This is a genomic window from Enterobacter cloacae complex sp. I3, from assembly GCF_014896175.1.
GTDB lineage: Bacteria > Pseudomonadota > Gammaproteobacteria > Enterobacterales > Enterobacteriaceae > Enterobacter > Enterobacter bugandensis.
Map to the genome: position 1 here is coordinate 52,680 of NZ_JADBQZ010000025.1, position 13,104 is coordinate 65,783.

General features: G+C 54.3%; 13 protein-coding genes. 11 read left to right on the forward strand and 2 right to left on the reverse strand.

Annotated features, from left to right (window positions below):
- Together IM271_RS18575 and ptsG are read left to right on the forward strand one after the other, a co-directional pair.
- The gene (locus tag IM271_RS18575) at positions 1-795 is read left to right on the forward strand and encodes a metal-dependent hydrolase (protein ID WP_028012723.1); all 795 of its coding nucleotides are present in this window, start codon (positions 1-3) and stop codon (positions 793-795) included.
- Between the two features lie 297 nt (positions 796-1,092).
- Entirely contained in the window at positions 1,093-2,526 is a 1,434-nt protein-coding gene (gene ptsG, locus IM271_RS18580) for a PTS glucose transporter subunit IIBC (protein ID WP_028012724.1), read from the forward strand.
- Positions 2,527-2,597: 71 nt separating this feature from the next.
- Here the strand turns inward: ptsG and fhuE are convergent, their stop codons facing one another.
- Positions 2,598-4,787, reverse strand: a complete 2,190-nt coding sequence (gene fhuE, locus IM271_RS18585; protein ID WP_193052986.1) for a ferric-rhodotorulic acid/ferric-coprogen receptor FhuE — start codon at positions 4,785-4,787, stop codon at positions 2,598-2,600.
- Between the two features lie 340 nt (positions 4,788-5,127).
- Between fhuE and hinT the strand changes: the two genes are divergently transcribed.
- The 8 genes from hinT (at position 5,128) to IM271_RS18625 (ending at position 11,215) form a co-directional block, all read left to right on the forward strand.
- Positions 5,128-5,487, forward strand: coding sequence for a purine nucleoside phosphoramidase (hinT, locus tag IM271_RS18590; RefSeq protein WP_006809243.1), 360 nt, complete (start codon positions 5,128-5,130; stop codon positions 5,485-5,487).
- 1 nt (position 5,488) lies between these two features.
- On the forward strand, positions 5,489-5,863 hold the full coding sequence (locus IM271_RS18595) for a YcfL family protein (protein WP_041910507.1): 375 nt from the start codon (positions 5,489-5,491) through the stop codon (positions 5,861-5,863).
- Positions 5,864-5,876: 13 nt separating this feature from the next.
- Positions 5,877-6,521, forward strand: coding sequence for a penicillin-binding protein activator LpoB (gene lpoB, locus IM271_RS18600; protein ID WP_088205017.1), 645 nt, complete (start codon positions 5,877-5,879; stop codon positions 6,519-6,521).
- The gene (gene thiK / locus IM271_RS18605; RefSeq protein ID WP_193052987.1) at positions 6,502-7,326 is read left to right on the forward strand and encodes a thiamine kinase; all 825 of its coding nucleotides are present in this window, start codon (positions 6,502-6,504) and stop codon (positions 7,324-7,326) included. The genes lpoB and thiK overlap by 20 nt, the downstream gene beginning before the upstream one ends.
- A gap of 11 nt (positions 7,327-7,337) precedes the next feature.
- Complete coding sequence (gene nagZ, locus IM271_RS18610; protein WP_193052989.1) at positions 7,338-8,363, forward strand: beta-N-acetylhexosaminidase; 1,026 nt, start codon at positions 7,338-7,340, stop codon at positions 8,361-8,363.
- A gap of 34 nt (positions 8,364-8,397) precedes the next feature.
- On the forward strand, positions 8,398-8,940 hold the full coding sequence (gene ycfP / locus IM271_RS18615) for an alpha/beta hydrolase YcfP (RefSeq protein ID WP_008500781.1): 543 nt from the start codon (positions 8,398-8,400) through the stop codon (positions 8,938-8,940).
- A 237-nt stretch (positions 8,941-9,177) separates the two neighbouring features.
- Positions 9,178-10,482: an NAD(P)/FAD-dependent oxidoreductase gene (locus tag IM271_RS18620; RefSeq protein ID WP_028012730.1), complete on the forward strand. Its 1,305-nt coding sequence runs from the start codon at positions 9,178-9,180 to the stop codon at positions 10,480-10,482.
- Positions 10,483-10,675: 193 nt separating this feature from the next.
- Positions 10,676-11,215, forward strand: a complete 540-nt coding sequence (locus IM271_RS18625; protein WP_028012731.1) for a glycine zipper 2TM domain-containing protein — start codon at positions 10,676-10,678, stop codon at positions 11,213-11,215.
- A gap of 59 nt (positions 11,216-11,274) precedes the next feature.
- On the opposite strand, the gene comR is transcribed toward IM271_RS18625, so the two are convergent.
- Positions 11,275-11,910 (reverse strand): TetR family copper-responsive transcriptional repressor ComR, encoded by a 636-nt coding sequence (comR, locus tag IM271_RS18630; protein ID WP_193052988.1) that lies wholly within the window; start codon positions 11,908-11,910, stop codon positions 11,275-11,277.
- Positions 11,911-12,154: 244 nt separating this feature from the next.
- Between comR and bhsA the strand changes: the two genes are divergently transcribed.
- Entirely contained in the window at positions 12,155-12,412 is a 258-nt protein-coding gene (gene bhsA, locus IM271_RS18635) for a multiple stress resistance protein BhsA (RefSeq protein ID WP_023332711.1), read from the forward strand.
- Positions 12,413-13,104: the final 692 nt, after the last annotated feature.

Genomic DNA, 13,104 nt, shown 5'->3' on the forward strand with positions numbered 1-13,104 from the left:
ATGTTTTTAGTCGACTCACACTGCCATCTTGATGGCCTGGATTATCAATCCCTGCACAACGACGTGGATGACGTGCTGGCAAAAGCCGCTGCCCGCGATGTGAAATTTTGTCTTGCGGTGGCGACGACGCTGCCAGGGTATCGCTCAATGCGTGAGCTGGTGGGCGATCGCGATAACGTGGTGTTCTCCTGCGGCGTTCATCCGCTGAACCAGGACGAAGAGTATGACGTAGAAGAGCTGCGCCGACTGGCAGCAGAAGCGGGCGTCGTGGCGATGGGTGAAACCGGGCTGGACTATTTTTACACGCCGGAAACGAAAGCGCGCCAGCAGGCGTCTTTCCGCAACCATATTCGCATCGGCCGCGAACTGAATAAACCGGTCATCGTACATACACGCGATGCGCGCGCCGATACGCTGGCGATCCTCCGGGAAGAAAACGTGACGGATTGCGGTGGCGTACTACACTGTTTCACAGAAGACAGAGAAACGGCGGGTAAACTGCTTGATTTGGGGTTTTATATTTCGTTTTCCGGGATCGTGACGTTCCGTAACGCTGAGCAGCTCCGTGATGCTGCGCGCTATGTCCCGCTCGATCGCATTCTGGTGGAAACAGACTCTCCGTATCTGGCGCCGGTACCGCATCGCGGTAAAGAGAACCAGCCGGCCATGACGCGAGACGTCGCAGAGTACATGGCCGTGCTTAAAGGCGTCAGTATCGAAGAGCTGGCCCGCGTCACGACGCAAAACTTCTCTGCGCTGTTCCATATCGACCCCGCCCGCCTGCAATCCGTCTGATAAGCCTGTTTTTTTTAGGCTCGTAATTAATAAATAAAACGAGTAAAGTTCACCGCCTCATTTGGGGCGGTGACGGTGTTCTTAGAAACATCCAGACATGCTTTTTGTAAATTACTGAAAGTTTTTCGACCGTCTTAAGCTGAAACGTGATAGCCGTCAAACAAACTCAGAGGGAATTATTTTACTCTGTGTAATAAATAAAGGGCGCTTAGATGTCCTGTCCACGGCACGGTACTCCCCCCGGGCCAATGCGTGAAAGCGTAAAAAAAGCACAAATACTCAGGAGCACTCTCAATTATGTTTAAGAATGCATTTGCTAACCTGCAAAAGGTCGGTAAATCGCTGATGCTGCCAGTATCCGTACTGCCTATCGCAGGTATCCTGCTGGGTGTCGGTTCTGCTAACTTCAGCTGGCTGCCAGCCGTAGTTTCCCATGTGATGGCTGAAGCAGGCGGTTCCGTCTTTGCTAACATGCCTCTGATCTTCGCTATCGGTGTGGCGCTGGGCTTCACCAATAACGACGGCGTTTCTGCGCTGGCTGCAGTGGTTGCTTACGGCATCATGGTGAAAACCATGGCTGTGGTTGCGCCGCTGGTTCTGCATTTACCGGCAGAAGAGATTGCCGCGAAACACCTGGCAGATACCGGTGTTCTGGGCGGTATCATCTCCGGTGCGATTGCAGCGTATATGTTCAACCGCTTCTATCGCATCAAGCTGCCTGAGTATCTGGGCTTCTTCGCGGGCAAGCGTTTTGTTCCGATCATCTCTGGTCTGGCAGCGATTTTCACTGGCGTGATCCTGTCCTTCATCTGGCCACCAATCGGTTCCGCTATCCAGACCTTCTCTCAGTGGGCTGCTTACCAGAACCCGGTTGTCGCGTTCGGTATCTACGGCTTCATCGAGCGTTGCCTGGTGCCATTCGGTCTGCACCACATCTGGAACGTTCCATTCCAGATGCAGATTGGTGAATTCACCAACGCAGCAGGTCAGGTGTTCCACGGCGATATCCCACGTTACATGGCGGGTGACCCAACTGCAGGTAAACTGTCTGGTGGCTTCCTGTTCAAAATGTACGGCCTGCCGGCTGCTGCGATTGCAATCTGGCACTCTGCTAAGCCAGAAAACCGTGCAAAAGTGGGCGGTATCATGATCTCCGCAGCGCTGACCTCGTTCCTGACCGGTATCACCGAGCCGATCGAGTTCTCCTTCATGTTCGTTGCGCCAATCCTGTACATCATCCACGCTGTACTGGCTGGCCTGGCGTTCCCAATCTGTATCCTGCTGGGTATGCGTGACGGTACGTCCTTCTCTCACGGCCTGATCGACTTTATCGTTCTGTCCGGTAACAGCAGCAAGCTGTGGCTGTTCCCAATCGTGGGTGCGTGCTACGCCGTTGTTTACTACACCATCTTCCGCGTGCTGATCAAAGCACTGGACCTGAAAACTCCGGGTCGTGAAGATGCAACTGAAGACAGCAAAGCAGGCGCGACCAGCGAAATGGCTCCGGCACTGGTTGCTGCGTTCGGCGGTAAAGAGAACATCACTAACCTGGACGCGTGCATCACTCGTCTGCGTGTGAGCGTTGCCGACGTTGCGAAAGTGGACCAGCCGGGTCTGAAAAAACTGGGTGCAGCGGGCGTGGTTGTTGCAGGTTCGGGCGTTCAGGCTATCTTCGGTACTAAATCCGATAACCTGAAAACCGAAATGGATGAGTACATCCGCAACAGCTAAGCTGTGACCTGGGGAGACTAAGGCAGCCGAATGGCTGCCTTTTTTATTGCTGTGGTTTGTGGTGCCAACACTCAGAAGTCGTAGCTCGCGCTCACCGAGACGTTCAGCGGTGCGCCATAAACCACGTAAGAGCCGACGTAATCGTAATACTCTTTGTCGAACAGGTTGTTGACGTTCGCCTGAATAGCAAAATCTTTGGTGACCTGATAGCGGCTGAACAGGTTAACCAGTCCGTAGCTGCCTTGCTCTGCGCGGGATTGTCCCGCCGGGCCACCGTCCACATCCGTCCACACTTTGTTCTGCCAGTTTACGCCACCGCCCACCGTCAGCGCCGGCAGCATTGGCAGTTGATAACGGGTAAACAGCTTCATTGTCGTGCGCGGCTGATCGGAACTGACAGCGCTGCCGTTCTTTTCTTCCGCAATGTAGCGGGTCGCGCCGAACGTCAGCTGCCAGTTATCGGTCAGGGCGCCGTTCAGCTCGAACTCAATTCCTTTGCTGACCACGCCGTCCAGCGATTCATAAATCGACTCACCGCTCGGCATGTAGGTATAGGTGTTGCTCGCCACGTTATCCTGCTCGATGCGGAAAATCGCCAGCGAGGTGGTCAGACGGGTATTAAACCAGTCTGCTTTAACACCGGCTTCGTAGCTTTTGCCCGTGGTCGGATCGAGATAACGTCCGCTGGCGTCGCGCTTGTCCTGCGGCTGGAAGATGGAGGTATAGCTGACGTAGGTCGACCAGTCTTCGTTGATATCGTAGACCAGGCCCGCGTAAGGCGTTACGTCATCTTCAGTGCTTTCCAGGCGGGTGTCAGGAGAGCCCGCCGGGTTATAGCGAATGTTGTAGTTGGTGTAGCGCGCCCCGAGGATCAGGTGCAGCGGGTCAGCCAACGAGAAGCGGGCGGAGGTGTACGCTGAGGACTGGCGAATGTCATCCTGGCTGTAGAGCTTCCACGGCGTCCACTGCGGATCGGCGATATTTCCGTTCCAGTTTTTGAAATTCCCCACGTCCACCATGCCGTACAGCGCATCCGGCATTCTGTTGTCATAGTGGTTGCGCTGTCGGCTGAAGCTGCCGCCAAACATCATCTCATGCTGGCGGCCGAAAAGATCGAAGCCGCCGCGCAGGAAGGCATCAACCGCATCCTGTTTGCGTTCACCTCTGTTCCAGCCGCCGTAGCCAACCATGCCCGCCCCGGTCTCTTTTTCCGGATAGCCGGACATATACATCAGCTTGCTGTCGAAGTTGGTCTCCGCGTGCATGCCGTTGACGTGCGCTTCCCAGCCGTTGTCGAAACGCTGGGTCAGGTTAGCGAAGATGCGGGTGCTATCCTTGTCCGAGTAGGCCCAGTCAGGCGCGACGGTCTGGCTGCGATTGTAGTCGGTTTTACTCCCGTCGCTGTACCAGGTCGGCAATCCGCCCCAGGTCGGATCGGCGGTGTGGCTTTCCTGATATTCATACCCTACAGAGAGGGTGGTGCTGTCGGTGACGTCCGCATCCACCACGCCGTAGAGGAACTTTTTCCGGTAGTGGTAGTTATCCACGAAGCTGTCGTTGTCCTGATAGCCCGTAATCAGGCGTCCCCGTACTTTCCCGGACTCTACCAGCGGTGCCTGGAGATCCAGCACGTAGCGCTGTTTGTCCCAGCTGCCGTAGCTGGCCGAGACATTGCCTTTGAACTCATTGCTGTCCGCATGCTTACGCACCATATTGACGTACGCCGCCGGGTTACCGGTGCCGGACATCAGCCCGGTCGCGCCGCGAACCACTTCGATACGGTCGTAAATCGCGGTATCGGCGGCGGTGTCGCCGAAGTTCCACACTTCGCTGATGGAGGTTGGCAGGTCGTCAAAAGCGTAGTTACTGACGAAAAATCCGCGCGAGTAAAATACGGTACGATCGCTGTCCTGGACCTGCGCCGTTACGCCCGTGGTGTTAGTCAACACCTGACCGATGGACTGCAGGTTCTGATCCGCCATGCGCTGTTGGCTAATGACGCTAACGGACTGTGGGATATCGCGGGGAACCAGCAACAGCTTTGTGCCGGTGGTGGTGGTTTTTACGCTGTAATCCCGGTCCTGACTTGCGGAAGGATCCTGCGTATTGTCAAAACCTCCATCCACGACGACGGTGTCTTCGGTTGCTGATGCAGCGAAAGCGGCGGCTGGCGTCAATGCCATAGCAATACAGGCTGCCAGCAACGAAGGCGTTGCGACAGGCTGACGTTGCCCATCCCTGGTGTGATCAATGAAAGACATTATCAAACCCTTATGAACGGTGAAGAGTGTTTGCGTCAGTCCCACAAATACGGTCTGACGTCGTTTTCTATGTTAAAAATGCGCATGAAAATGCAAATGCGAAATATACGCATTGCCATTAATGCTGTAAACAGATGTGTCGTGCGAAACTGAAATAATGTTTCAGCCCGTTAAGGCACACGAGCGGTCACTCTTCAGTCAGCTGATGAATATTCAGCAAAGAATTCGGGGGAGAAGGTTGAAAGGACAGGAGAAACTCGCTCATACTCTTGAATTGTGTCACACAGTCCTCCAGAGAGTGTGTTAACAGCGGACGCACCTAACAAAAAAGGAAAAGGTCATGGCTGAAGAAACGATTTTCAGTAAAATTATTCGCCGCGAAATCCCGTCGGATATCGTCTATCAGGATGAACTGGTAACGGCTTTCCGGGACATTTCCCCTCAGGCACCGACACATATCCTTATCATTCCTAATATTCTGATTCCGACCGTAAACGACGTAAAAACCGAGCACGAAGTGGCGTTAGGTCGTATGCTGACGGTGGCGGCGAAAATTGCCGAGCAGGAAGGCATAGCGGAAGACGGTTATCGTCTGATCATGAACTGTAATCGTCATGGCGGCCAGGAAGTTTATCATATTCACATGCATCTGCTGGGTGGACGTCCGCTGGGACCGATGCTGGCTCACAAAGGTCTGTAACATGTTTAAAGGGCGTATTGCAGCGCTGGTAATGACGATGATGGTTGTGGGGTGCAGCACGCGTCCGGCGATCCCCGTCAGCGATGAACAGACGCTGGTGATGGAATCCTCCGTGCTGGCTGCGGGCATCACGGCGCAACAGCCCGCACTGACCATCAGTGAAATTAAATCTTCTGCCTCCTCTACGCTCTATAACGAAAGAAATGAACCGGTGACGGTCCACTACCGTTTTTTCTGGTATGACGTAAGAGGTCTTGAGATGCACCCGCTGGAGGCGCCGCGCAGCGTCACTCTTCCGGCAAGGTCGTCGGTAACGCTCTATGACAGCGCCAGCTATCTGGGTGCGCATAAGGTGAGACTTTATCTTTATCTCTAAGGGGTGAACCTTGATTAAAAATATGAGCCGTTATGCGCTCGTGACCGCATTCGCACTGTTCCTCGCAGGGTGTGTGACCCGTACAGAACAGCCAGCACCTGTGGAAGAGGCAAAGCCGGGTACCGAGCAGCCGACACCGCCAACGCAGACCCAGCCAACCGTGCCGTCTGTACCGTCTATTCCGTCACAGCCTGGCCCGATTGAACATCAGGACCAGACGTCACAACCTGCGCCGCGCGTGCGCCATTACGACTGGAACGGTGCGATGCAGCCGATGGTCGGTAAAATGCTGCAGGCTCAGGGCGTGACGGCAGGCAGCGTGCTGCTGGTCGATAGCGTGAACAACCGTACCAACGGTTCGCTGAACGCGGGCGAAGCGACAGAAACGCTGCGCAATGCGCTGGCAAACAACGGTAAGTTTACGCTGGTCTCTGCTCAGCAGCTCGCGTTAGCCAAACAGCAGCTGGGCCTGTCGCCGCAGGATAGCCTCGGCACCCGCAGCAAGGCGATTGGCATTGCCCGCAACGTTGGCGCCCAGTATGTGCTGTACTCTAATGCGACCGGTAACGTGAATACCCCAGCCCTGCAGATGCAGCTGATGCTGGTTCAGACAGGCGAAATTATCTGGTCAGGTAAAGGTGCGGTTACGCAACAATGACACCACGCGTGAAGAGATTCTGACGCGTTATTTTCCACAGTACCGCCTTATCGCGCCGCAGGCCCACTCCGGGCTTAGCGGCGCGAGTTGCATTATAGCGCGGGGCGCGCACCGTCTGGTCTTGCGGCAGAACCACGATCCCTTCGCCCCGGCTTTCCAGTTTCGCCGTCAGTTTCGCGCCCTCAAACGCCTTCCCTCGGATCTCGTGCCTGAACCCCGATTTTTCAAACGGGGCTGGATGGCCGTCGACTATCTGGAGGGGGAGGTGAAAAGCGCGCTGCCGGACACCCCAGCGCTTGCGGCGATGCTGTATCATCTGCACCAGCAACAGCGTCTGGGGTGGCGAATCGCCTTACTTCCACTGCTGGAAAACTACTGGCAACAAGCCTCTCCAGCAAGACGTACCCCAGTGTGGCTTGCGCATCTCAAACGGCTGCGTAAAGCGGGCGAGCCGCAACCGATTCGGCTCTCGCCATTACATATGGATGTGCACGCCGGGAACATCGTGCATACGCCACAGGGCGCCAGGCTTATCGACTGGGAATATGCCGGAGACGGCGATGTGGCGCTGGAGCTGGCCGCGGTCTGGACGGAAAGTGAAGCCGCGCGGCAGAAACTCATCAGAGAGTATGCCAGCGTTGCGCACTTTAACGCCGATGCGCTGGCACGCCAGGTGAGACGCTGGCGGCCCTGGGTCATCATGCTGATGGCGGGCTGGTTTGAGATGCGTTTGCAGCAGTCCCGAGATAAACAATTTATTGCGCTGGCAGACGATGCCTGGCGCCAGTTACAAACGAAAGGATAAGAGAGGTGAGTGTGGGTCCAGTCATGTTGGATGTAGAAGGGTTTGAGCTGGATGCGGAGGAGCGTGAAATTCTGGCGCATCCGCTGGTGGGCGGCCTGATCCTGTTTACCCGCAACTATCACGATCCGGCGCAATTGCGTGAACTGGTGCGCCAGATCCGCGACGCGTCGCGCAATCATCTGGTGGTGGCCGTCGATCAGGAAGGCGGCCGCGTGCAGCGTTTTCGCGACGGTTTTACCCGCCTGCCGGCAGCCCAGTCTTTCGCCGCGCTGCTCGGCACGGAAGAGGGTGGGAAACTGGCGCAGGAAGCCGGCTGGCTGATGGCCAGCGAAATGATTGCCATGGATATCGACATCAGCTTTGCCCCGGTGCTGGACGTGGGTCATATCAGCGCCGCGATTGGTGAGCGCTCCTACCATGAAGATCCGCGTATTGCGCTGGAAATGGCGACCCGGTTTATCGACGGGATGCACGATGCGGGAATGAAAACCACCGGGAAACACTTCCCGGGCCACGGGGCGGTGACGGCGGATTCCCACAAAGAGACCCCGCGCGACCCGCGTCCGGAAGCGGAAATTCGCGCCAAAGATATGTCGGTGTTCCGCTCGCTTATCACCGATAACAAGCTGGACGCCATTATGCCCGCGCACGTGATTTACAGCGATGTGGATCCGCGTCCTGCCAGCGGCTCCCCGCACTGGCTGAAAACCGTTCTGCGCCAGGAGCTGGGTTTCAACGGCGTGATTTTCTCCGACGATCTGTCGATGGAAGGGGCGGCAATCATGGGCAGCTATGCTGAGCGCGGTCAGGCCTCGCTGGATGCAGGTTGCGATATGATCCTGGTCTGCAATAATCGTAAAGGTGCCGTTAGCGTGTTGGATAACCTGTCACCGATCAATGCAGAGCGTGTTACGCATTTGTATCATAAAGGTTCATTTAGCCGTCAGGAGCTGATGGATTCGGCGCGCTGGAAGTCTGTCAACGCCCGGCTTGAGGACCTGAATGAGCGCTGGCAGGCACATAAAGCCAGCCTGTAAACCCTCCCGGAAGGCGTAGCGTGGTGAGAAGACAATGATCATCTATTTACACGGTTTTGACTCAAACAGTCCTGGTAATCATGAGAAGGTGCTACAGCTGCAGTTTATCGATCCCGATGTACGGCTGATTAGCTACAGTACGCGCCATCCGAAGCATGATATGCAGCATCTGCTCAAAGAGGTGGACAAGATGCTGCAGCTTAACGTCGACGATCGCCCGTTGATTTGCGGCGTAGGGCTGGGCGGCTACTGGGCGGAGCGGATTGGCTTCCTGTGCGACATCCGTCAGGTGGTCTTCAATCCTAACCTTTTCCCGAATGAGAACATGGAAGGCAAAATTGACCGCCCGGAAGAGTATGTCGATATTGCGACCAAGTGCGTGAGCAACTTCCGTGAGAAAAACCGCGATCGCTGTCTGGTGATCCTCTCGCGTAATGATGAAGCACTGAACAGCCATCGGGCCGCAGAGCTGCTGCATCACTATTACGAGATCGTCTGGGACGAAGAGCAGACCCACAAGTTCAAGAACATCTCCCCGCACCTCCAGCGCATCAAAGCCTTTAAAACGCTGGGCTAAACCACAGCCTGCCACTTCAGAAACCCGGTCGCGAACGTGCACCGGGTTTCTTTTTGTCCAGAATTGTCTACTTTTAAGCCATCAAAACTTGATGCATATCAATTTTGGTATGACCAATGCGCCTGACGTGTTATTCTCAATGCACCTGAATGGTTTCAGTGATGTAACCTGTTGTTAATTAAGGGTTATTTTCATAACTTTTAATTAACAATTGGTTAATAATTTGAGGGGGTCACGTTGACTACGCCATTGAAAAAGATAGTGATTGTAGGCGGTGGTGCTGGCGGGCTGGAGCTGGCCACACAGTTGGGCAAGAAGCTGGGGCGCGGTAAAAAAGCCAAAATCACGCTGGTGGATCGTAACCACAGCCACCTGTGGAAACCGCTGCTGCACGAAGTGGCGACCGGCTCACTGGATGAGGGCGTGGACGCGCTGAGCTATCTGGCGCACGCGCGCAACCATCATTTCCAGTTCCAGCTGGGCTCGGTGGTTGACATCAACCGTGAGAGCAAAACCATTACCCTGGCCGAGCTGCGTGATGAAAAAGGCGAGCTGCTGGTCCCCGAGCGCAAGCTGGCGTATGACACGCTGGTGATGGCGCTCGGCAGTACCTCCAACGACTTCAACACGCCGGGCGTTAAAGAGCACTGTATCTTCCTCGATAACCCGCACCAGGCGCGTCGTTTCCATCAGGAAATGCTGAACCTGTTCCTGAAGTACACCAGCAATCTGGGTGCGAATGGCAAGGTTAACATTGCCATTGTCGGCGGCGGCGCGACAGGCGTTGAGCTGTCCGCAGAGCTGCACAATGCGGTTAAACAGCTGCACAGCTACGGTTACAAAGGGTTAACTAACGAAGCGCTGAACGTGACGTTGGTTGAAGCGGGTGAGCGTATTCTGCCTGCGCTGCCTCCGCGCATTTCCGGCGCAGCGCACAATGAACTGACGAAACTGGGCGTGCGCGTCCTGACGCAGACCATGGTGACCAGCGCTGACGAAGGTGGACTGCACACCAAAGACGGCGAGTACATCAAAGCGGATCTGATGGTCTGGGCGGCAGGTATCAAAGCGCCTGACTTTATGAAAGATATCGGTGGTCTGGAGACGAACCGCATTAACCAACTGGTCACCGAGCCGACGCTGCAAACCACGCGCGACCCTGAAATCTTCGCTATTGGTGACTGTGCCTCCTGCGCGCGTCCTGAAGGGGGCTTCGTGCCGCCGCGCGCTCAGGCCGCGCACCAGATGGCAAGCCTGGTGCTGCACAACATCCTGGCGCAGTACAAAGGCAAGCCAATGAAGGCGTATGTCTATAAAGACCACGGTTCTCTGGTATCGCTGTCAAACTTCTCTACCGTCGGTAGCCTGATGGGTAACCTGATGCGTGGCTCGATGATGGTGGAAGGGCGCATTGCACGCTTCGTGTATATCTCCCTGTACCGTATGCACCAGATCGCGCTGCACGGCTACTTTAAAACGGGCCTGATGATGCTGGTGGGCAGAATCAACCGCGTCATTCGTCCACGTCTGAAGCTGCACTAATCTTTCACTCCCTCCGGGCCCTCCGGAGGGATTTTTTAGCATATCATGCTGCTCGTCGTGGATTAGGTGTCTAAGAGTTCTCCTAAACGCGATATATCTCTCCCCGATGTCCACTTTTTGATCCTTTGTCTTATTGGCGAAGCCGCGCCTCCATAGCAGAATTGTTACCAATAGCAACAAAGGAGGAAGTCCCGTGAATAAATCAATGTTGGCGGGTATAGGGATCGGCGTCGCAGCTGCGTTAGGTGTGGCTGCTGTTGCCAGTCTCAACGTTTTAGATCGCGGCCCGCAGTATGCGCAGGTGGTTTCTGCAACGCCTATTAAAGAAACCGTAAAAACCCCACGTCAGGAGTGCCGTAACGTCTCCGTAACCCACCGTCGTCCGGTACAGGATGAAAACCGTATTGCCGGCTCTGTTCTGGGTGCGGTAGCGGGTGGGGTGATTGGTCACCAGTTTGGCGGTGGTCGGGGTAAAGATGTCGCGACCGTGGTCGGCGCGCTGGGTGGCGGCTATGCCGGGAACCAGGTGCAGGGCGCAATGCAGGATAACGATACCTACACCACGACCCAGCAGCGCTGTAAAACCGTCTATGACAAGTCGGAAAAAATGCTGGGCTATGACGTGACCTACAAAATTGGCGATCAGCAGGGCAAAATCCGCATGGATAAAGACCCGGGCACCCAAATTCCACTGGATGGAAACGGCCAGCTGGTACTGAATAACAAAGCGTAAAAAAGATGTTCTCTGAACTTAGCTCCTCAAGCGCTCAGGCTGAGGAGCTTTTTTTTGCGTCAGATTTTGAGCAGTTCAGGCCACAGGCGCAGCGTGGTGTCGGAAATGTTCTGCAGTTTTTCCAGCGTCGCCCCTTCACGGGCGCTGATCGACATTCCCTGTAAAATACAGCTCAGGTATTGCGCCAGCATCTGAGGCTGGCAGTGTGCGGGAATTTCACCGCGCTGCTGGCGCTGAGCCAGAAATGCGCTGAGCGTCTCCTCCTGCATCGCATGACGCGATTTCACCGTATTGGCGATCTCTTTTGATGCTGCCGCCAGGGTGGCAGAGGTGTTAATCATAAAGCAGCCCGCGGGCGTCTCTTTACTGGTGAAGCAGGTGGCAACGGCGGTAAAGTAATCCCGTAGCGCCTGTTCAACGCTTTTCTCTTCACAAAATAGCTGGGCTTCGTGTTTCGCCGCAAAGCGCGAAATGTACCTGTCCAGCACCGCCCTGAACAGCCCCTCTTTATTGGTAAATTCAGCATAAAGCGTCGGCGCTTTAGCTCCGGTGGCTTCTACCAGATCGGAAAGCGAGGTCGCTTCATACCCATGTTGCCAGAAGAGAGTCATGGCCTTATCAAGCGCTGCATCCCTGTCAAACACTTTTGGTCGGCCACGGCTTTTCTTCACACAACTCGTGACGTCGATTGTCATTTGCCGTTGGTCCTCTGTTGGTTTGTTGAATGACCATTATAAAAATAAACGCAACCCACCACCAGTGCAGAATGCTTAAAAATAAATTAATCATATATGTATGAAAAATAACAATTTTAAAATTTAATTAATGCTCGTTATAAAAATGTGTTGACGTGTGAGCTGGATCACGTTTATGATTTACCTATCGATCGTTAACTAAATAGCTAACGACCTAAAAATTCATCTGCTAAAGGTAAACATCATGAAAAACGTAAAAACCCTCATCGCTGCTGCTGTTCTGAGTTCACTCTCTTTCGCAAGCTTTGCTGCTGTACAGGTACAATCCACGCCAGCCGATCAGCATAAAGTCGGGACGATCTCTGCGTCTGCCGGGACTAACCTGGGCTCTCTGGAAGATCAGCTGGCACAAAAAGCGGAAGCAATGGGTGCAAAATCTTACCGCATCACCTCTGTGACCGGTCCTAACACCCTGCACGGCACCGCTGTTATCTACAAATAAGCCGGGCATAAACCCTCATTTATGCCACTGCAATAAAAAACGCCCTGCACATGTGCAGTAATGCCGATCGTTTAAGAACACTTGAACGATCCTGCCAGTAAGAAACAATCCGGGTTCAGCCCCTCTGGCCCGGATTTTTTACGTCTGAACTCGATATGGACTTCGTTGCGGATGCTTTCCCGTCCGAACTGGATACTTTTTTCCGCTCTCTGGATGCGTCCTGCGAGAGCCGTCGATGCATCCAACAACGTGGTGTCCACCAAATAAGTGGTGGGTATCAAAGGGTCAGATATGCAGAAAAATGTGACTCGCGGCAGGCGAAAAGGATGCCCTGAGTATTCTCTTGATTTTAAGCAGCAGCTCTTTGCCGCTTCCTGCGAACCGGGATATCGGTCATATACTGGTGGCAGATAAAATCCCGCTTACGGAAACTGCTGTATATTCTTATCAGGTGGCGAACCGGTTTAATATTTATTGCTGATCGCCAGGGAAGAGCGATTTATATCAGGAAAAAGAGCCGAATAACCCTTCAACGGCGGTTCTTGAATATCTGATGATGCGTTCACAGGAAAAGCACGTTGTCCCTATTGTTATTACCGACTGAATTTCTATATACGGGCCGGGTATTATTCTCGGTCTTTTTTTATTTGTGGTGTGAATATTTTTGTCTTATTTATCTTTAAACTGAATGA